The sequence below is a fragment of the Rhodococcus sp. ACT016 genome (genome assembly GCF_050477185.1).
Lineage (GTDB): Bacteria > Actinomycetota > Actinomycetes > Mycobacteriales > Mycobacteriaceae > Prescottella.
Window position 1 is genome coordinate 637,244 of record NZ_JBEAET010000001.1, and the last position, 20,200, is coordinate 657,443.

Annotated in this window: 16 protein-coding genes; 4 read left to right on the top strand and 12 right to left on the bottom strand. The window is 65.5% G+C overall.

The annotated features are described in order from the left end of the window. Positions 1-19: 19 nt before the first annotated feature. The gene (locus ACQ5DX_RS03045; protein ID WP_430331215.1) at positions 20-1,756 is read right to left on the bottom strand and encodes an N-acyl-D-amino-acid deacylase family protein; all 1,737 of its coding nucleotides are present in this window, start codon (positions 1,754-1,756) and stop codon (positions 20-22) included. Between the two features lie 291 nt (positions 1,757-2,047). Between ACQ5DX_RS03045 and ACQ5DX_RS03050 the strand changes: the two genes are divergently transcribed. Further along, complete coding sequence (locus tag ACQ5DX_RS03050; protein ID WP_430331216.1) at positions 2,048-2,410, top strand: DUF485 domain-containing protein; 363 nt, start codon at positions 2,048-2,050, stop codon at positions 2,408-2,410. After that, positions 2,407-4,050 (top strand): solute symporter family protein, encoded by a 1,644-nt coding sequence (locus tag ACQ5DX_RS03055; protein ID WP_430331217.1) that lies wholly within the window; start codon positions 2,407-2,409, stop codon positions 4,048-4,050. The genes ACQ5DX_RS03050 and ACQ5DX_RS03055 overlap by 4 nt, the downstream gene beginning before the upstream one ends. A gap of 247 nt (positions 4,051-4,297) precedes the next feature. On the opposite strand, the gene ACQ5DX_RS03060 is transcribed toward ACQ5DX_RS03055, so the two are convergent. From ACQ5DX_RS03060 to ACQ5DX_RS03070, 3 genes are all read right to left on the bottom strand, one after another. After that, on the bottom strand, positions 4,298-5,077 hold the full coding sequence (locus ACQ5DX_RS03060) for a 3-hydroxyacyl-CoA dehydrogenase (RefSeq protein ID WP_430331218.1): 780 nt from the start codon (positions 5,075-5,077) through the stop codon (positions 4,298-4,300). 28 nt (positions 5,078-5,105) lie between these two features. Beyond that, positions 5,106-6,743 carry an acyl-CoA synthetase gene (locus ACQ5DX_RS03065; RefSeq protein WP_430335531.1) on the bottom strand — a complete coding sequence of 546 codons (1,638 nt, stop codon included), beginning with the start codon at positions 6,741-6,743 and terminating at the stop codon, positions 5,106-5,108. A gap of 216 nt (positions 6,744-6,959) precedes the next feature. Then, positions 6,960-7,820, bottom strand: coding sequence for an SDR family NAD(P)-dependent oxidoreductase (locus ACQ5DX_RS03070; RefSeq protein WP_430331219.1), 861 nt, complete (start codon positions 7,818-7,820; stop codon positions 6,960-6,962). Between the two features lie 917 nt (positions 7,821-8,737). Here ACQ5DX_RS03070 and ACQ5DX_RS03075 point away from each other — a divergent pair. Continuing rightward, complete coding sequence (locus ACQ5DX_RS03075) at positions 8,738-9,544, top strand: IclR family transcriptional regulator (RefSeq protein WP_430331220.1); 807 nt, start codon at positions 8,738-8,740, stop codon at positions 9,542-9,544. 191 nt (positions 9,545-9,735) lie between these two features. On the opposite strand, the gene ACQ5DX_RS03080 is transcribed toward ACQ5DX_RS03075, so the two are convergent. The 6 genes from ACQ5DX_RS03080 to ACQ5DX_RS03105 are packed head-to-tail and all read right to left on the bottom strand — an operon-like array spanning position 9,736 to position 17,148. Beyond that, the gene (locus tag ACQ5DX_RS03080) at positions 9,736-11,346 is read right to left on the bottom strand and encodes an ABC transporter substrate-binding protein (RefSeq protein ID WP_430331221.1); all 1,611 of its coding nucleotides are present in this window, start codon (positions 11,344-11,346) and stop codon (positions 9,736-9,738) included. Positions 11,347-11,393: 47 nt separating this feature from the next. Next, complete coding sequence (locus ACQ5DX_RS03085; RefSeq protein WP_430331222.1) at positions 11,394-12,443, bottom strand: hypothetical protein; 1,050 nt, start codon at positions 12,441-12,443, stop codon at positions 11,394-11,396. 47 nt (positions 12,444-12,490) lie between these two features. Beyond that, a complete protein-coding gene (locus ACQ5DX_RS03090) occupies positions 12,491-13,636 on the bottom strand; it encodes a phosphotransferase family protein (RefSeq protein WP_430331223.1) in 1,146 nt (381 codons plus the stop codon). A gap of 53 nt (positions 13,637-13,689) precedes the next feature. Then, positions 13,690-15,060 carry an aldehyde dehydrogenase family protein gene (locus ACQ5DX_RS03095; RefSeq protein ID WP_430331224.1) on the bottom strand — a complete coding sequence of 457 codons (1,371 nt, stop codon included), beginning with the start codon at positions 15,058-15,060 and terminating at the stop codon, positions 13,690-13,692. A gap of 8 nt (positions 15,061-15,068) precedes the next feature. After that, entirely contained in the window at positions 15,069-15,887 is an 819-nt protein-coding gene (locus ACQ5DX_RS03100) for an SDR family oxidoreductase (RefSeq protein ID WP_430331225.1), read from the bottom strand. 25 nt (positions 15,888-15,912) lie between these two features. Then, complete coding sequence (locus ACQ5DX_RS03105) at positions 15,913-17,148, bottom strand: cytochrome P450 (protein WP_430331226.1); 1,236 nt, start codon at positions 17,146-17,148, stop codon at positions 15,913-15,915. Positions 17,149-17,311: 163 nt separating this feature from the next. Here ACQ5DX_RS03105 and ACQ5DX_RS03110 point away from each other — a divergent pair, with 163 nt between their 5' ends. Next, positions 17,312-17,971, top strand: coding sequence for a TetR family transcriptional regulator (locus ACQ5DX_RS03110; protein ID WP_430331227.1), 660 nt, complete (start codon positions 17,312-17,314; stop codon positions 17,969-17,971). Between the two features lie 174 nt (positions 17,972-18,145). Here the strand turns inward: ACQ5DX_RS03110 and ACQ5DX_RS03115 are convergent, their stop codons facing one another. Together ACQ5DX_RS03115 and ACQ5DX_RS03120 are read right to left on the bottom strand one after the other, a co-directional pair. Further along, positions 18,146-19,111: an alpha/beta hydrolase fold domain-containing protein gene (locus tag ACQ5DX_RS03115; RefSeq protein ID WP_430331228.1), complete on the bottom strand. Its 966-nt coding sequence runs from the start codon at positions 19,109-19,111 to the stop codon at positions 18,146-18,148. A gap of 270 nt (positions 19,112-19,381) precedes the next feature. Next, positions 19,382-20,125, bottom strand: a complete 744-nt coding sequence (locus tag ACQ5DX_RS03120; protein WP_430331229.1) for a class I SAM-dependent methyltransferase — start codon at positions 20,123-20,125, stop codon at positions 19,382-19,384. Positions 20,126-20,200 lie beyond the last annotated feature (75 nt).

Sequence of the window (20,200 nt, forward strand, 5' to 3'; positions counted from 1 at the left end):
CTCACCACCAGGCGGGTGCTCACCGTGCTCCGCGGACCAGAGCGCCGGGCCGGGCGCCGGTGTCCTCGCCGTCGCGCAGCACCACCTGACCCGACACGATGGTGGCCCGGTACCCGTCGGCGCGTTGCAGCAGTCGCCGAGCCCCACCCGGCAGGTCGTGCACCATGGCCGGTGACTTCAATTGCAGCCGTTCGAAGTCGATGACGTTCAGGTCGGCCTTCTTACCTTCGGCGATCACCCCGCGATCGTTGAGCCCGTAGATGGTTGCCGTGTCGAGCGTCATCTTCCGTACCGCGGTCGCCAGCGGGATCTTCTCGCCGCGACTGCGATCGCGCGCCCAGTGAGTCAGCAGGAACGTGGTGTTGGACGCGTCGCAGATGGCGCCGACGTGCGCGCCGCCGTCGCCGAGTCCGATCGCGGTCGCGGGATGCATCAGCATCTCCCGGATCGGATCGAGCGTGAAGTTCGAGAAGCCCAGCAGTGGACGGAAGAACAGCGCGCGGCCTTCGTCCGAGAGCAGCAGGTCGTACATGTGCTCGAACGGATCCTTGCCGGCACGCTGGGCCTCGCGGGCGAGGTTGGTGACCGGATCGGGCTCGTACTGCGGCGGGTGACCGAGGCGGAACGTCCGGTCCAGTTTACTCAGGTAAGGCATCCGGTTGTCGGGCGAATCGGCCTCGTCGAGGATCGCGCGCCGGGTCGCCGGGTTGCGCAGTGCGGCCACCAGCGCGTCGAGGTCCCCACCCGCGCGTTCGGCGGCGGCGACGTAGCTGGGACGGGTGTTGAACGGATTGAACGTCTGCAGTCCGGTGAGCAGGCCCAGGGGGCGAGCGGATACCTGGGGGCGCAGCGGGATGCCGGACTCGTACACCGCTGCGGCCAGGTCCAGCAGCCGCTTCCAGTCGTCCGGTGCGCCGTCGTGCTGCAGCAGTCCGAAACACACTGTGCGACCGGTGAGCTCGGCCAGGCGCACCATCCAGTCGAGTTCGCGGTCGGGCGCGGCGAGGTCCTCGCCCATGATGCCGGCGGGTGCGAGTTCGAAGACGCCGGTGCCGGCATCGGCCAGTGCCCGACCGATCCCGAACAGTTCGTCCTCCGCGGCGAACGTGCCCGGGACGGGCTCGCCGTCGATCGCCCGGTGCACGATCGTGCGTGACGTCGAGAACCCGAGCGCGCCGGCCTCGATGCCCTCGCGCACCAGCTTGGCCATCAGCTCGATGTCCTCGGCGGAGGCGGGCTCGTTGCGTGCGCCCCGGGCCCCCATGACGTACGCGCGCAGGGCTCCGTGCGGCACGTGCGTTCCGACGTCGACGGCCAGCGGCAGTCGCTCGACGGCGTCGAGATACTGCGGGAACGACTCCCAGCCCCACCGGATCCCCGCGGACAGTGCGGCACCCGGGATGTCCTCGACGCCTTCCATCAGCCCGATCAGCCACTCGCGCTCGGTGTCGGCGACGGGCGCGAATCCCACACCGCAGTTGCCCATCACGGCGGTGGTGACGCCGTGCCAGCAGCTGGGAGTGAGCATCGGGTCCCAGGTGACCTGTCCGTCGTAGTGAGTGTGGATGTCCACGAACCCGGGGGTCACCACCAGCCCGGTGGCGTTGATGACCTCGGCGGCATCCGCGCCGCTCAGCTCGCCGCCCGGCACGACCGCGGCGATCCGGCCGTCCCGGACGCCGATGTCGGCGACGTACGGTTCGCCGCCGGTCCCGTCAATCACTGTCCCGTTGGAGATGACAAGAGAGAAACCCATATCCACTCCTCGCTGATCGTCGACCGGCGCGCCATCCGCACCGTGATGACGTTCCGAAGGTTAACTTGACACGGTGTCAGCGAGTGGTATTTCGGGGCGTTCGGGCGGCCGCGAGTGGCGCCGACGGCCGTACCGCTCATCGCGTCCGCGCGACCGTTCGGCGCACGTAACGACAGCTCGGCGTGTGACCGGCGACACATACTTTTCCTGTGACCTGGCTCTCACTAGCGTCGCATCGCACACCCCCGCACCAGCGACCGTGACGCGGTTGCCGATGTCCCAGGAGCCATCATGACCACCACCGACCTCGGTTCGGGCGCGCCGCCGCAGCGGCCGGCGCCCGACGCGCAGGCCTTCGTCGACATGCAGGCCAGTCCGCAGTTCCAGGAGTTGCGGCATCGCTTGCGGCGCTTCGTTTTCCCGATGACCGCGTTCTTCCTCACGTGGTACGCCGTCTACGTCCTGCTCGCGACGTACGCGCCGGAGTTCATGGCCACCGAGGTGTTCGGCCACGTCAATCTCGGGATCGTGCTCGGACTCGGCCAGTTCGTGACGACGTTCACGATCACCGCTCTGTACGTGAAGTTCGCGAACCGTGAGCTGGATCCGCGCTCGTCGGCGATCCGCGAGGAACTGGAAGGACCCGCCCAGTGATCACCACGCTCGCGCAGTCGGCGCCCGCCACCGACGTCGGCAACCCGCTGTTCAACATCGCGATCTTCGTCGCGTTCGTCGTCGGCACGATGACGCTGGTCATCCGGGCGAGCCGTTCGACGAAGAAGGCGTCCGACTTCTACACCGGTGGCGGCCAGTTCTCCGGTCCGCAGAACGGTTTCGCCATCGCCGGCGACTACCTGTCCGCAGCGTCGTTCCTCGGCATCGCCGGCGCCATCGCGGTGTACGGGTACGACGGCTTCCTGTACTCGATCGGGTTCCTCGTCGCGTGGCTGGTGGCGCTGCTGCTGGTGGCCGAATTGCTCCGCAACACAGGTCGATTCACGATGGCGGACGTGCTCAGCTTCCGGCTGAAGCAGCGTCCGGTGCGGATGGCCGCGGCGCTGTCGACCCTCGTTGTCTCGCTGTTCTACCTGCTCGCGCAGATGGCGGGCGCGGGCGGCCTGGTGGCGCTGCTGCTCAACATCAAGGACTTCGCCGGTCAGGCGATCGTCGTCGCCGTCGTCGGCGTGCTGATGATCGTGTACGTGCTGATCGGTGGCATGAAGGGCACCACCTACGTGCAGATGGTCAAGGCCGTGCTGCTGGTGGCCGGCGCCGCCATCATGTTCGTGCTGGTGCTGTTCGCGGTGAAGGGCAACTTCTCGCAGTTGCTGGCCGACGCGCAGAACATGGTGAACGGCTCGGCCAACGAGGCGGTCGCCGGCCGCGACGTGCTCGCACCGGGCGCCAAGTACGGCATCAGTGACGTGTCGCGACTCGACTTCGTCTCGCTCGGGATCGCCCTGGTTCTCGGCACCGCCGGTCTGCCGCACGTGCTGATGCGCTTCTACACGGTGCCCACCGCGAAGGAGGCACGGCGCTCGGTGACGTGGGCGATCGGACTGATCGGCGCCTTCTACCTGTTCACGCTCGTCCTCGGCTACGGTGCCGCAAAGATGGTCGGCCCGGACGCGATCCTCGCGGCCCCCGGCAAGGAGAACTCGGCGGCGCCGCTGCTGGCGTTCGAACTCGGCGGCACGATCTTCCTCGGCATCATCTCCGCGGTCGCGTTCGCGACGATCCTCGCGGTGGTCGCCGGCCTGGCCATCACGGCCTCGGCGTCGTTCGCCCACGACATCTATGCCAGCGTCATCAAGCGCGGCAAGGCGTCGGAGGAGGAGCAGGTCCGGGTCTCGCGGATCACCGTCGTCGTGATCGGCGTCGTCGCGATCGTCCTGGGCATCCTCGCGATGGGCCAGAACATCGCGTTCCTGGTCGCGCTCGCCTTCGCGGTGGCCGCGTCGGCGAACCTGCCGACGCTGCTGTACTCGCTGTTCTGGAAGAAGTTCAACACCACCGGCGCGCTGTTCAGCATCTACGGCGGTCTGATCAGCTGCCTTGTGCTGATCGTGTTCTCGCCCGCCGTCTCGGGCGCCAAGACATCGATGTTCCCGCATGCCGACTTCTCGTGGTTCCCGCTGGCCAACCCGGGCATCGTCTCGATCCCGCTCGCCTTCCTGCTCGGCATCGTCGGCACCTACGTCGGCCGGAACAAGCCGGAGGACCCGGTCAAGCAGGCCGAGATGGAGGTCCGCTCGCTCACCGGCGTCGGCGTCGAGAAGGCGGTCGCGCACTAGGTGGATGCGGGAGATCGGCACGACTCGTAGGTCGTGCCGATCTCGTCCGCTGTGGCCATTCGTCAGCGCAGACCACGAAGGTCTCCTGTCCGTGAAGCGGAGTCAGCTCCGCTGCGCGGCAGGAGACCTTCGTCGTTCGCGCCCCGACGTGACCCGCCGGTCCAGACTCTGAGCCTCTCCACGATCACCCGGTTCGAGTTCGACTCCCGCTGGTCACGTGCCGTGCCGTGCCGTCGGTGTTCCACGGTCAGCGCGGTGCCATGCGGATGGCACCGTCGAGGCGGATGACTTCGCCGTTGAGCATGGGGTTGGAGACGATGTGGGCGGCGAGCGAGCCGTACTCGGCGGGGTCGCCCAGGCGGGACGGGTGCGGGATCTGCTGGCCGAGTGCGGCCTGTGCGGCCTCGGGCAGTGTGCCGAGGAGTGGAGTCTTGAACAGGCCCGGCGCGATGGTGACGACGCGGATGAGCAGCGACGCGAGGTCGCGGGCGATCGGGAGCGTCATGCCGACGATGCCGCCCTTGGAGGCGGAGTAGGCGGCCTGGCCGATCTGGCCGTCGAATGCGGCCACGGAGGCGGTGTTGACGATGACGCCGCGTTCGCCGTCGATCGGGTCGGTCTTCGCGATCCGCTCGGCCGCCAGGCGGATCACGTTGAACGTGCCGACGAGGTTGACGTTGATGATCTTCGTGAAGTCGGCGAGCGGGAACGCGCCGCTGCGGCCGACGGTTTTGATGGCGTTGCCGATGCCGGCGCAGTTGACGGCGACGCGCAGCGGGCCGAGGGACTCGGCCAGGTCGAGGGACTCGGCCAGGTCGAGGGCTGCGGTGACCGAGGCCTCGTCGGTCACGTCGCCGGCGGCGAAGCGGGCGCGGTCGCCGAGGTCCTTGGCGATGGCCTCGCCGTTCGACGACGGCAGGTCGAGGATGACCACGCTGGCGCCCTGCTCGTGGAGGGCCTTGACGGTGGCCAGGCCGAGGCCCGAGGCGCCGCCGGTGACGAGTGCGACGCTGTCGTTGACGTTCATGCGGATTCCTTCCGGATGTGCTTGTGTTTCAGAGCCGTTCGATGATGGTGGCCTTTGGCTGGACAGAAGCCACTGAGGTGGCCCAGCGGTAGTCGGCCTTGCCGGCCGGGGTGCGCTTGACCTGGTCGACGAGCACGATCGCGCGGGGGATCTTGTAGCCGGCCAATGTCTTGCGGCAGTGTTCTTGGACCTCGTCGAGTGTGAGTTCCGGTGCGTCGGGGTAGGTCGCGATCACGGCGGCGACCTGCTGGCCCATGCGTTCGTCGGGTTTGGGGACGACGAGGGCGTCGGCGATCGACGGGTGTCCGTGCAGTGCGGCTTCGACTTCCTCGGCGAATACCTTCTCGCCGCCGGTGTTGATGCACTGCGAGCCGCGGCCGAGGAAGACGATGGTGCCGTCGGCCTCGACTCGGCCCATGTCGCCGAGGATCGAGATGCGGGTGCCGTCGGCGCGGGTGGGGAAGGTGCGGGCGGTCTTGTCCTCGTCCTTGTAGTAGCCGAGGGGGACGTTGCCGATGCGGGCGATGTATCCGATCTGGTCGGTGCCGGGCGCGATCTCCTCGAGGCTCTCGTCGACCAGGACCATGTTGGGGGAGGGTGGCATGCGGAGGTTGCCGTCCTCGTCGACGGTGAAGGCGCCGTCGTTGCCGGATTCCGAGGCGCCGAAGTTGTCGCGCAGCAACAGTTCCGGCTTGACGGCGAGCATTCGCTCGCGGACGCCGACCGACCAGATCGCGCCGCCCGAGGTGATCGAGAACAGTGAGCTGAGGTCGACCTCGCCGTTGCGTCGTTCCATCTCGTCCACCAGTGGCAGGCCCATGCCGTCGCCGACGATCAGGATCACCTGCAGTCGTTCCTTCTCGATGGCCTCGACGACCTTCTTGGGGTCGAAGTCGCGCATGAGGACCACGCGGGCGCCGAGTGTGAAGAAGGTGAACAGCGAGTACAGCGCGGCGCCGTGCATGAGGGGCGCGGCGATGAGGAACGCGAGGTCGGGGAATTCCTTTGCGGCAGCGGCGACCTCTGCGAGGTCCTGTCGGGCGTCGTCGCCGTAGGGGTTGCCGCCGGAGAGCGGTTTGCGGAAGAAGTCGTCGTGGCGCCACATGACGCCTTTCGGGTATCCGGTGGTTCCGCCGGTGTAGAGCACGTACACGTCGTCGCCGGAGCGGGCGGGGAACTCCGCGGTGGCCGGCAGGTCGCGGGCGTCGGAGAACGCCGCCACCGTGATCGATCGCGCGGCGGCGGCGGCGTGCAGCTCCTCGACCGGGTCGCCGATGACGATGACGGTTCGGATCAGGGGGCAGTTGTCGAGCAGTTCGGCCAGGGTGCGCTGATGCTCGGGTAGTTCGACGACCACCACCGCCGAGTCGGAGTTGGTGAAGATGTATTCGAGTTCGGATGGGGTGTACCGGTAGTTGACGTTGATCGGCACCGCGCGGATCTTGATCAGTCCCAGGACGGAGGTGACGTGTTCGATGCTGTTCTTGAGGAACAGGGAGACGTGGTCGCCCGGGCGGACACCGGCCCTTGTCAGCATGTGTGCGGTCCGGTTCGCCTCGGCGTTCAGGCTCGCGTAGGTGAGGTGCTGGTCCTCGTACGTCAGCGCGACGCGGTCCGGTACCGCCGCGGCGACCGATTCGAAGACATCGGCGAGGTTGAACTGCATCATGAATCCCTTCATAAGAAACTCCCCGTTTGCGGAGGCTGACCGTGAGAGGTTCACGGTTCATTCAATGGAACGCATCGCTGACGGATGGTCTGTCGTCTCGCACGGATGGCCTGCCCGTCATCGAGTTCGATCAGCCCACGTTCGACTCCTCGTCGTGGTCGGACCTGCAGAACTCGATGTCCGTGTCGATGATCGAGATGGCATCGTGGGGCGTCATGCGTTGTGCTCCTTCGCGATCGGCCTGCCGTCGAGGCCGTGGACCGTGACCTTCTCCCGTTCGAGGACGTCCAGGCTCGCCTCGATGTTCCCGGTGTAGTGGGGCATGCAGTCGCACTGCCACATCACCGCCTCGACCATCTCTTCGAGCGTCTCGGGAACGAACCACCGGGTGCCCACCATGTTCGACGCCGCTGTCAGTGCACCTGCCGTCGCGACCGCCGAGCGTGGGCGTACCGCGTTGACACGGATTCCGGTGCCGCTCAGTTCGGCGGCCAGACCCGCGGTCATTCGGTCCAGAGCGGCCTTGCTCGCTCCGTAGAGCGCGGTGCCGTGGATGTCGGCATCCAGGTCGGTGACACCCTCCGGAATAGGCTCGACAGGCCGGATCCGCGCGGTCCCACTGGTGATGTTGACGATCCACCACTCGCCGCGCTCCCGCATCCCCGGAACGACACGCTGCGCAAGATCAAGCGGCGCATGCACGTTCACCTCGAATGTCAGATGCGCGCGCTTCGAGGGATGGTCCCGCAGCGGCTGGAAGAACGCTGCCGCCGCGTTGTTCACGAGGATGTCGATCGTCCCGCCTAGCTCCTTCTGTGCGATCGGGACGATTCGTCGGCGCGACTCCGGATCCTCGAGTGCCGCCGGGACCATCACGGCCGTGCCGCCGGACGACCGGATCAGGCTCGCGATCTCGGTCAGTGTGCCCTCGAACCCGCGATCGGGTTCGTCGACGGTACGGGCCACGATTGCGACGGCCGCGCCCTCCGCGGCGAGTCTCTGCGCGATTCCCGCACCGATGCCACGGCTGGCACCGGTGACGATCGCCCGACGCCCCTGCAGTCGGCCCGTCATGCGCGGAGTTCCGTGTCGAACTGCCCGGCCCGAGACTCGTGCAACAGCGAGTCATTGGGTCTCTCGCTTTGCGTCTGCACCACCTCGGACGGAGTGGGGCTGCACTTCATGGGATCTCCTCGATTGATATCTCGGAAGGCGCCCGTGGGCGCCGATCAGCTACGGCAGAAGCCTCTGTGCACAACCCCTGTTCGAGCAGGAATCGACGAAATCGGCAGTAGGGGTTCATGCCCGTACGGGGTACCGCTTGCACACCTGAATCGAGTCCAGCGCGCCGCATCGCCTGTTCAGCATCAAATATAGAATCACGTTCTTAAGGAGTCAAGGTTGGGGGTCGCATCCTCGAAGTCGACGAATGCTGGAACATGACTCGTTCGAGTGCGTCGCAGCGAGTGGGCAAACGATGCCGCACGGTCGACCGCAAGTGTGCCAACGCCACTGCAGGCGATATGTGGCCAGGCGTATTTGGGGCAATCCGTGGATTGGGCCACTCGACATTGGGTGCTGAGGTGGCTGGAGTGGCGCGGACGCGCGGCCCGTTCCCCCGGTCTGCTCGGCGCTGACGAGGAACTGTTCGGCAGGGCTTGCGCTCATCCGTAGTCTTCTACTATCTCTAATAGAATTACGTTCTCATCCAAGATGGCAGCAATGCATTCTTCGAAGAAGGCGGCAAGGGGTCAGTCGGCGATCTCTCGCAATGCCGGGCTGTGGCTCGACGTGATCCCGTCACCATTCCGCGTGCAGGGGGGATCGACCTGACGAGCGGGCCTTTGGTCGACGTCCGGGAATTCTCGGATTCTGGTTGTTGGCCAGCCGAACTCTCTTCCCGGAGTGGGGACCTCCTATGCCGTCGGATGCTTCGTGATCGGGCGGCCACCTGGAGATGGGGAACGCGGAACAATCGTATGGAGGCTTGAATGGCAGTTGTCGATTCCGATGGGGATGTCGATATCGCGCGCAGCGACGAACTGCGGCAGTCGATGCTCGAGCGGATGACCCTGATTCTCGACACTTTCCAGGGCGGAAGTACGGCACTGACCAACGCGGAAATCGTTGGTCGAACTCAGCTACCTCGCTCGACCGTGCACCGCATCCTCGAGCAGCTGGTCCGCTCGGGCTGGGTCGTGCACACGTCGTTCGGCTACCGCCTCGGCAGCCGTGCCGGCCGTCTCGGTGGCGGTAGTAACAACGAGATACGCTCCGCGGCAGCACCTTTGCTTCACGACCTGCACCTGCGGACCGGAATGATTGTCCACTTGGCGGTCCTCGATGGATCTGACAGTCTCTGCCTCGACAAGGTGGGCGGCCGATTCGCGACGTCACTGCCTTCACGTGTAGGCGGCCGGAGTCCCGCGTACGCGACCGTCGACGGCAGATCGATGTTGGCGTGGCTCGCCCGCGAGAGCATCGACCGCCTGTTCCAGGACCGTCCGAGCTGCTGTACCGATCGTGCGATTCCCGATATCTCGGCACTACATCACCAGCTCGACCGCATCCGCCGGCATGGTGGTCTCGCCATCGACTGGGGCGAGTCGGTGCGCGGTGTCGCATGCGTCGGCGTGGCCGTTCGCGGAGCCGCCGGGCCGATCGCCGGGATCGCACTGTGCGGGGAGGCTCACACCGCTCAGCTCGAGCGTGTTGCCCCGCTCGTTGTCAGTGCGGCACAAGAAGTGTCGTGGTCACTGGCCCCCGAGCTCGGTAATGACGTCGGTAATGTCGACTGATCGAGGGTCGGCCTTCGAGTGCGTGGTGGGCGAACCGCTAGCGGTATGACGTGTTCATCGGCCAAGGTCCAGTTGAGGCGATGAGGGCCTCCCGGAACTCAGGGTGTGGACGTCAGGCATCTCCACTCTGAACCGGGAGGCACTCCTGTATGCCACGCCAGTATCGGTCTCAACCTGCTGGCGCAGTACATCTAGGACGCGGAACCGGAATCAAGCCAGGCATTTCCGAACAGCATGATGCCGTCGGCGCTGGGGGTGATGCCGTGGGCGTTCTTGCTCCACGGGATGAGGAACTTACCGGCGCCGACGGCCATCATCGGGTTGGTGTCGTTCACGAGGGTCTGGATGTCCTCGAGGACCTTGCGGCGGTCGTCGTCGCTCGGCGCGGTCTGCAGCTTGCCGAGCAGCGCGTCCATCTCGGGGTTCTTGTAGCCGAGGACGTTCGACGTCGACTCGCTGTAGAAGTTGCCGTACATACGCACGAACGGGGACTCGTCGAGGACGTTGAATCCCGACTCGCCGATGTCGTAGTCGTGCTGCACGTACATCGTCTTCACCAGATCGTTGATGCTTGTCGTGTATACGATGTCGACGGTGAAGCCGACGGCCTGCAGCATCGACTGGGCCGCGAGCGCGCGGCGTTGTGCAGCAGGTTCGTTCAAACCAACGTAGGTGAGCTTGCCGTTGTAGCCGTCGGCCTTGGCCTCGACAACCAGCTTCTTCGCGGCCTCCGGGTCGTAGCCCGTACCCGCGACGTCACCGTGCCACCGCGACCAGGTCTGGAACATGTCGCTGCCAGGCATGCCGAAACCGCCCTCGACGCGCTCGTTGAACGTGTTCGGATCGCACGCCGCGACAATGGCCTTCCGCACCCGTTCGTCGGACGCCGCCCGACCCTCACGCTGGTTCAAGACCTGCAGACTGCCCATGCTGACGGTGTAGACGTAGCCGACGTCGCCGGCCTCGAGTGCGTTGTGCACCACCTCGGCATTGCGGAGGTACGCCGCCTGCACCCCACCGGTGTGCAGCGCGTCGAGCTTGGCCTGCTCGCTCACGATCGCCGGGAACCGGAGCTTGTCCAGGTGCGGCTTGCCGCTCCAGTAGCCCGGATTCGCGGCGAGGACCAACTCGTCCTGCGAGGCGAACTTCTCGACGGTGAACGGGCCGGCCCCCACCGCCGCGAACTTGCCCGACGCCATCGACGACGGGGCCACGATCATGCCCGGGCCGGTGGTGAACAGGATCGGGAACTCGTTCCACGGCTGCTTCAGCGTGAACACCACGGTCGCCGGATCCGGCGAGGCGACGTCGGCAACCGACGCCTTCCACACCTGCGTGTGGGTGCCCTTCTTCTCGAGGTAGTGGTTGATGCTCCACTGCACCGCCGCCGCGTCGACAGGGGTGCCGTCGCTGAACTTCGCGCCCTCACGCAACGTCAACGTCCAGACGGTGTTGTCCCCGTCGGCCGTCAGCGACTTCGCCAACTGCGGCTGGTACTGCTTCGACTCCGGGTCGTAGCGCATCAACAGGTCGTAGATCGCCGCCATCTCGCTGCCACCGGTCGCGCCGCCGTCCTGCCGATCCGCCGGATCGAGGCTACTCACACCGTTGTACGTCGCATAGGACAGCGTGCCGCCCGAGGTCGGCTCGCCCCCATCGGACTGGTCACCGACCAGCCCCGTCGTGACCTCCGATGCATCTGTCGCCGAACCGGATCCGCCCGCGCACCCGGCCAACAACATCGTGGCGGTGGCCAGCGCGGTGAACACCGTGCCGGCCCGCACCAGTGACGATCGCCTCATTCGAACCTTCTTCCTTTCACGGACTGTCGAATCGATGTGAATGGCTACTACGGCGCCATCGCGTTTCCGTCATGGAACCCGGACGGGTCGTGCCGGCCGGCGACCATGTGCTCGAACATTCCCCAGCCCTCGGCACCGCCACACGTCGCGTGGGCGACGTGTTCGAGATTTCCGAACGGAATCCGAGGGGCGAGCGCGGGATCGGCGAGGTTGTAGCGCGTGGATGCACTCCAGCCGCGCCCACGCCATTGGCCATGGTTCCAGTCCGGGTCGCTGCCGTAGCCGGATCCGATCTGGAGCACCACGAAGCCGCGGAGTTCGATGTCGACCACGAGGGCCTCACCGGCGGGCGTGGTGAGATGGATTCGCACCGACTCCGGGATGCGCGTGCCGGTGCGGTAGGCGATCTCGAATCGCGGCCAGCCGAGCTGTTCGACGCGGCCGTCGGCGAAGATGCGTGTGGCATGGTTGAGCGATCGATGCCCGTCCGGGCCCTCCTGCGCGATGATCATCAACGCGAAGTCGTCGAAGCGCAGCGGCACATATGTCCACCAGAAGCCGCCCACAGGCTCATCGCCCATACGGCCGAGGGGTTCGCGCTCGCCGACAGCGCGGATACCCCACGAACGGTCGCGACTGCCCGTCCAGACGCCAGGCTCTACCGCGATGTCCGTACCGTCCACGGACAGGGTTCCCGACCAGCTGCCGACCTGAGCGAACCGAGTGGCGTCGAGTGAGGGACGCGGGCCGTCCATGAGGAGGTGGTGCTCCTCGAGAACGGCAGGGAAGGAGCCCTCCCACACCAGGTCTGCCGACAGATCGGGGTGATCGCAGATCACCCGGACAGTCTGCAGTGGCTTGATCACCTCGATGCGGTATCCGCCGACCGCGGGTTCGATCACGCGGGTGTCCAGCGCATCGGAGTACCGGACGGAGCGTTGCGCGTCGCCCCGGCGCACGCTGACGAATGCGTCGCGGACACCGAGGTTGGGGTACACGCCGAAGCCGCTGACGACAAAGATGTCGCCGGTGCGGTCGTGAGCGTTGAAGTAGTTGCGGTCGTAGAAGTTTCGGTCGCTGGTATCGACGCGTGCCATCGACAGGGGTGACTGGTGGATAGGGTATTCGTCGAGCGGATCGGGGTTCACTTTGTCTCCCAGTGGTAGTCGCCGTCGAGAAGGGTGCGGAGCATGTGGTGGTGCAGGATGTACTCGTCGGGGTTGTCCGGAGCCGGACTTCCGTCGAAGTGGATGGACCGGCGCTTTGATCGAGACATGATGATGCCGAAGCGGATTGCCGCGTAGACGAGGTAGAAGTCGAGGTCGTGTAGCTCCACCCCGGCAACCTCCTCGTACCGCGCGACAACGTCCGGGCGTCGGAGGATGCTGGGTAGCCCCGGTAGGCCGAACTGTTCCGCCATGTCCTGGAACATGCGGTGGAAGAAGATGAACCACGCGACATCGAGTTCGCGGGGTGCGACGGTTGCCATCTCCCAGTCGAGCACAGCGGCCGGCCTGAAGTCGTTGTACATGATGTTGCCGATGCGGGAATCGCCCCAGCACAGCACCGGTTCGGAAGGACGCTCGGGCCAGTGGTCCTCGAGCCAGTCGAAACCTCTCTCCAACAACGGGATGCGGAGTCCGTCCTCGATTCGCGTCCATTCGTAGTACGCGCGCTCCGTATCGACATGTCGGCGCAGGGCGTCGCCACGTCCCGCGCCGGCGAGTTCCGGCAGAAGCACGTGGGGGTCGGGAATCGCGTGGATCTGAGCCAACAGGTCGACCGAGGCGCGCTGGACGGCATCCAGCTGGTCAGACGTCGCTCCGTGCAGCCAGCTGCCGAAGACGTACGGGGGATTGTCGCCCGGAACCACGCCTTCGACCCGGTCCATGACGACGAACGGCCGCCCCAGGATCTCCGGCGATACTTCGACCCACCTGACCAGCGGCACGGGCACAGTGCTGTGGGTCGCGACGGTATGCATCACGGCGGCCTGAAGTTCGAGGTCGTACCCCGGGAAGAGCGGTAGATCGCTGTCACCGGGAGCGAGACGGGCCACGAGATCGGCCTGATGCTGTGCGCCGTCCTCGGTCCAGTCGACGGCGAACAGGATCGAAATGCTCGACATCCCGGATTCGGACGGCTTGCGCAGTTCGGAGATCACGGCCGTCGGGTCTGCGAGACGGGTACGGATCCACCCCTCGAGGCACTGGCGCAGATCGGACAGATCGGTTGTGACTGTCGTAATCTCGGTACTCACTTCCTGCGGTACTGCATCGTTCTGAGTCATCGTCCTCCCACCTGTTTCTCCCGTTCCGGGCTGGAAAGGGTTGTGTCGATCCGTCATTGCTTGATGTCGATCACTCGGGTCTGGAGGAAGTCCTCAATGCCCTGCATCCCACCTTCTCGACCGAATCCGCTGGACTTGACACCGCCGAACGGCAAGCCGACGTCGAGGGCGTTGTGTTGGTTCACCCATACGGTTCCTGCGTCGATGCGCAGGGCGACGTCGGTCGCGTTCTCGACATCGTTTCCCCATACCGAGGCACCGAGACCGAACTCCTGGTCGTCCAGGGTGGACAGGACGGCGTCGAGATCGTCGTAGGCGACGACTGGTAGTACCGGCCCGAACTGCTCGACAGCGACCAGCTCTGCTGAATCATCGATGTCACGCACAAGCGTCGGTGTGAGGAAGTGCCCGGGAAGATCGGTTCCGCGCTCGCCTCCCCGGACTACTGTCGCGCCCCCCGCGACCGCCTTCTCCAGGAGGTGCGAGACGATTTCCAGTTGCCGCATGTTGTGGAGTGGACCGACCCGTGTCGCCGGATCGAGTCCGTCGCCGACGGACAGATCGTCCATCCGGTCGGCGAAGGCGCGGCAGAATCTGTCGAGCAGGGAGGTCGGCGCGTACACCCGTTTCGGGGCGATGCAGATCTGCCCGGCATTGAGGAAGGCGCCTTGGGCCAGGGCGGTTGCGGCACGATCGATGTCGGCGTCAGCCAACAGGATCGCAGGGTCGTTGCCGCCGAGCTCGAGAGTCACCGGAGTGACGGTGTCAGCGGCCTGTCGCATGATCTGCTTGCCGACGGTGGTGGACCCCGTGAAGGACACCTTGCGAACCTTCGGGTGATTCATCAGGGCTCGACCGACGTCGGGGCCGCCGACCGCGGTACTGATCACGCCGGCGGGCAGTACTCCCGCGAGGACGTCGACGACCTTGCGAACCACGAGCGAGACTGATTCAGCTGGTTTGACTATCACCGTATTGCCGGCTGCCAGTGCGGCACTGATCTTGGCCGCCATGAGGAAGACGGGGAAGTTCCAGGGAACGATCGCTCCCACAACTCCGAGCGGACGACGTTCGATGAACGCGGTGCGCACGGGTGTGTGGGCGCCCAACAACTCGGGCTCCCACTGGGTGCGCGCTGCCTCTGCGAGGCTCTTGGCTGCGATCCACACCTCGCTCGCTGCCTCGGCCCGCGGCTTACCCTGTTCCGTCGTCAGTAGCGGGACGATGTCCTCGGCCTTGCGCATGAGCTCGTAGGAGCACGCGGCGAGTAGTCCTTTGCGCAGGTCGTGGTCTTGCCGCCACCCGTGGAAGGCATCGTGCGCGGACTCGATCATCGAATCGAGCTCCGCCGTGGTGGTGACGGCGATTCTTCCCACTTCAACGAGTGTCGCCGGGTTGTAGGAGATCAGTTCGGTTGTGTCCATCGAGGTTCCTATTCCTGACCGTCTGCACGACTGACGGCCGGCGCGACGAACGTGCGGAACACGAGCGATCCGTATCCGCCGTTGACCGGAAGATCGGCTCCACTGATCCAGGACGACTCGTCGGAGGCGAGGAAGAGGACGGCGTCGGCGATCTCCTCGGGCGTCGCATGACGGCCTGTCCAGGCCGCTGCGCCGTCGATGGCGGCCTCGCCCATGGTGGCGGTGAAGTCAGCGAGGAGCGGCGTTCCGACGGTGCCAGGCGAGACCGTGTTGGAGCGCAGCCCGATGTGCTTGCCGTCGACCGCGAGATTGCCCGAGTTGACGATCGCCGCCTCCTTCGACATCGAGTAGCAGATCGTGTCGATGTCCGACAGGTCGCTGACGGAGTCGAGGGCGTCGTCCCAGTCGTCGATTGCCAGGAAGTTGTCGGCGCGGGCAAAGTTCTGCTGCCACCGGAATCCTGCCTGGGACGCGGTGGTGACGACGACGGGCCGTCGGCCGAACTTGGGGAGAAGCAGGCGAGTGAGGTCGCGGGGAGCGAGGGCGTTGACGGCCAGAACCGTTCGCCACGGCTGGGTTGCTGCGACGCCTGCGTTGTTGATCAGCACGTCGATGGGACGGTCTATCGCGTCGGCGATGGCCCGGACGCCGTCAAACGTGGACAGGTCGCCGACAATGGTGAAGAAGGGACGCGGAGCAGATTCGCTGTCGGACCTGTCTACACCGATCACCAAGGCCCCCAGGTCGATCAGCTTCGCGGTGATTGCCGCACCGATACCCGAGGCGTGGCCTGTGACGACGACGGTCTTGCCTGTGAGGCTGTGCATGAGTGGTCTCCGGATCTGGCGTCGGTCAATGCGCGACGGGGCAGCGCCCGTAGTCGACTGGGAGTGCCTTGATGCTGTTGAGCCAGGCCGAGCGCATCCGGACGGGTGGCCCGAGGATTGTGATGTCGGGCAGGTGATCGGCGATGGCGTCGAACATCAATTCGATCTGGAGGCGCGCGAGGTTGGCGCCGAGGCAGTAGTGCACGCCGGTTCCGCCGAATGCCAGGTGCGGGTTGGGGGATCGGGTGATGTCGAACCGGTGCGGGTCGGTGAAGACGTTCTCGTCGTAGTTCGCCGATGCGTACAGCATCACGACGCGATCGCCCTTGCGGATCGTCTGGCCGCCGAGTTCGGTGTCGCAGAGCGCGGTCCGCTGGAATGACATGACCGGGCTTGCCCAGCGGATGATCTCGTCGACCGCCGTCGTGGGTCGTTCGCGCTTGTACAGGGCCCACTGGTCGGGGTTGTCGTGGAACGCGATCAGGCCGTGGGTGATGGAGTTCCGGGTGGTCTCGCTGCCCGCCACGACCAGCAGGATCACGAAGTACGCGAATTCCTCGGGGGTGAGTGCGCCGTCCTCCACCTGTGCCTGAACGAGTTTGGTGACGATGTCGTCGGCCGGACGTGCGCGACGTTCGGTGGCCATGGCGTACGCGTACGCCATGATCTCCCCGATCGCGACGAGCGGATCGTCGCCGGCGTCGAGTTCGTCGCCGCTGGTCATCCGGTTGGACCAGTCGAAGAGTTTGAGCCGATCCTCCTGCGGGACACCGAGAAGATCGGCGATCGCCTGCAGGGGCAGCTCGCACGCGGCCTGTTCGACGAAGTTTCCGTGGCCCAGGGAGGCCGCGGTCTGGGCGATTTCTCGGGCGCGCGCAGCCAGTGCCGAGCGCAGTCCGCCTATTGCTCGCGGGGTGAATCCGCGTGTGACGATGCGTCGAAGGACGGTGTGTTCGGGTTCGTCCTTGTTGAGCATGATCGCTCGTTGGACCTCGATCTGCTCGCGGGGTGCATCGTCCGCGTGGCGGACCATGGCGGTGTTCTGCCACGAGGAGAAGACATCGTTGCGACGGGAGACTTCCTGCACCAGTTCGTGCGTCGAGACGACCCAGAATCCGTCGTCGTCGTAGCCGGCGGCGCCCCGGCGCTGCGGGTTCCACCAGATCGGCGCCGAGCGCCGCAACTCCGCGAACAGATCGAGAGGGATCCCGTTCTCGAACATCGAAGCATCAGTGAAGTCGATTCCTTCAGGTAAAGCCATGGCGAATTCCTTCCGCGCTCCCAGCGAGGGCAGTCATGAGAGGGGCAATGTGCAGCTCGGGTCAAGGCCGCTACCAGGTCGTTGACCCGTCAGCCGGAACGGTTAACGGAGCCCGTTAACGGTGATGCGGAACACACTAGTCATGTTTGTTAGGCTGTCAAGCATGGAAGCGGAGATTCCCGCGAAAGAGAGATTGTTACGGGCGGGGGAGTACCTCTTCGCACGGGAGGGGATCGATCGAACCCGTCTCAGCGACATCAACAGGATCGCCGAGGTCCGAAACGACTCGGCGATCCACTACTACTTCGGCTCCCGCGAGGGTCTGCTCGAGGCGATCATCGTCAGTCACTTCGTCGACGTCAACAGTCGGATGGCAGAACTCGTCGACCGGCTCTGCACAGGCCGGGAACCGTCGCCGCAAGCTCTGCGCGACGCGATCGCCGCACAAGCGATTCCATTGGGGGAGAAGCTTCGCGACGAACGCGGACGCGATTTCATGCAGATCCTGGCGGAGGTTTACGACCGACGCGGTGGTATCACCGAAGGCCAGTATGCTTCGGCAAGCACAGAGGCCAGGAACCTCGTTCGGCAGTGTCTGACGGGGATGACCGACGCGCTCCGTGAGGAGCGGATGAGGTTGATGGCCAACTTCATCGTCTCGGCGCTGGCGGCCCGAGCCCGCGCATGCGACGACGAAGCCGAACTGCCGCTCGATCATGACGCTTTCGTCGCCAATCTGATCGAGATGACAACAGCAGCGGTGGCAGCTCGCCCGCCCAGTAGCGTGTCACCGCTACCGAATCACGCGCTCGACGTCGAATGACCTCTGATGCGTGACGCGAGGTCGGCACCCGTCGGTAGAGCCTGACTTCACTTGCACAGCAACGGACAACAGGCGTTGGAACCGTCGTGGACAACGGGTTACAGAGACATCGCACCGGGCAAGTCGCGGCAAGGGTCACGGCCTGCGCCGACGCGCCTCCGGGGCCGATCGAATTCAGAGCAGCCCAAGGTGCCGCCCGAGGTAGGTGAGGGTCGGGTCGAGTGCAGCGTCGGAATATGCCACAGCGTGTTTCGATCCGGGTATCACCCGGGTGTCAGCCTGGACGCCTACCGACCGCAGCTTTTCGGCGAAGGAGGTCATTTGCTCGACCGGGATCACCTCAGTTGCCGAATTGAACAGGAGGGCAGGCGGACTCCCGGCCGACACGTGCCGGATCGGGGATGCCTCCGCAGCTTGATCGGCGCACGAACCCGCACTGCCGCTCGAACCCACGCCGCTGCTCGAACCCGCAGCGACGGCGGAAATGGGATCGCAGCCGAGATAGACGCCGGCTGCGGCTATTGCGATCGCAGAATTCGCAGGCGTGCTGAAATTGCTCAAATCGTATGGACCTGACCACCCGACAACTGCCTCGAGCGGCACATGGTCCACGGTCACGGATTGCATGAGTAGATGGGCGCCGGCAGATGTCCCGAGGCCGCCGATTCGATCGGCGTCAATGCCGAAGTTATCGGCGTGTGAGTGGACATAGTCGACGGCAGCAGTTACCTGCTGGTACTGCCGTGGGCTCCGCGGAACGTCCACTGCGTAGTCGATGTTGAATACGACGAAACCCCTCAAGGCGGCCTCGCGAGCTTCGCTGTCGAGTAGCGCTCGCGACCCTCCCATCCACGCACCGCCGTGCACCATGACAATTGCCGGTGCTCTTGTGGGTGTGGACGGCCCCACCCCAGCCGGGAAGTAGACCGTCATAGCTTCCCGGCCTTGACTGGTCGGATAGTCCGTATCCACCGTCGTGACCGGTAGCAGCTGCGAATCCGATGGCATGACAGCGCCTTCGGTTCCCGCGATGGCAGTTCCCGTGGAGAGGGCTACCGCTGACGCCAGGAGGACGCTGGTCCCCGCGAGATTGCCGAGCCTCCAGGGGATTCCTCCCATGACGGCACGTCGCAGCTTCATGCAGCACCTCCCACATGGCGGTGGTCGATCCACCGAGCCGAGTTATCGAACAGAATGTAAGGGAAATGGGGGAGATTGTCGACCATGAGGGGCCGATTCGCGCAGTGGAACGTAGGCTGCCACTCGTGAACCCGGTGGGGAATAACATCACGCACTGCTGCTGCGTCCCCGCTGGCGGAGGCAAAAGGGCGGTGCGCCAGCTAGTTTCGACTGCCGAGGCACCGGTCGGTCGGCTGCCCCGCCGGCCGACCGGTGGCCCGTGTCCTGCAGTCAGTCGATGCGGGTGGCGTGGACTTGCCAGAAGGGAAGGTGGGCTATGCCGTCGGTCAGGAGGGGCTCGATGATTCGAAGCCGCTCGAGCAGTGGTTCGAAGTTCTCGGAGATGTCGGGGTTGGCGGCAGCCATGGCCTGGATGGCATCGACGCTGATATTGGATTGATAGGTGGTCGGTCCCAGGTAGGTGAGGTCCCAGCCGCCGGCAGGAAGGATCTCCCGGAAATTGTCCTCGGGTATCGCGAGCGGGAAGCTCAGACCGTTGACGTTGTGCGTGCTGAACTCGAACATGAACAGCCGCGCCCCGGGCTTGGTGGCCCGGTGCAGGGCCCGCAGATAGGACTTCTGCAACTCCGTGTCGGTGCTGAAGGTGTGGTAGAAGGCGCTGTCGACGACGGTGTCGAACCGATTCTCGAGTCCTTCGAGCACCGTCGCGTCGGCGACCTGGAAGTCCACCGATACCCCGGCGGCCTCCGCGTTCTGTCGGGCGCGCTGGATGGCGGTGGGCGACGCGTCGATACCGGTGGCGGAGTAGCCCTTCGACGCATAGTGAATGGCGTGATGCCCGGGACCCGTCCCGGGGTCGAGGACGTCGCCCTTGACCGCACCGAGCGCGACGAGCTGTCGAATCACCGGCTGCGGCCCACCGATATCCCAGGGTGTGGCCGTCGGCAATCCGTGCGCTGTCTGTTCATCGCGGTACATCTCTTCGAAACGTGATGGATCGACTGGCACGTTCATACTCTCGACGGTAATCCTCGATCCCCGGCTGCGGTATGCCCGGCGGAGGGTTGCCGCAAGAGCCGCAGCTGTCGT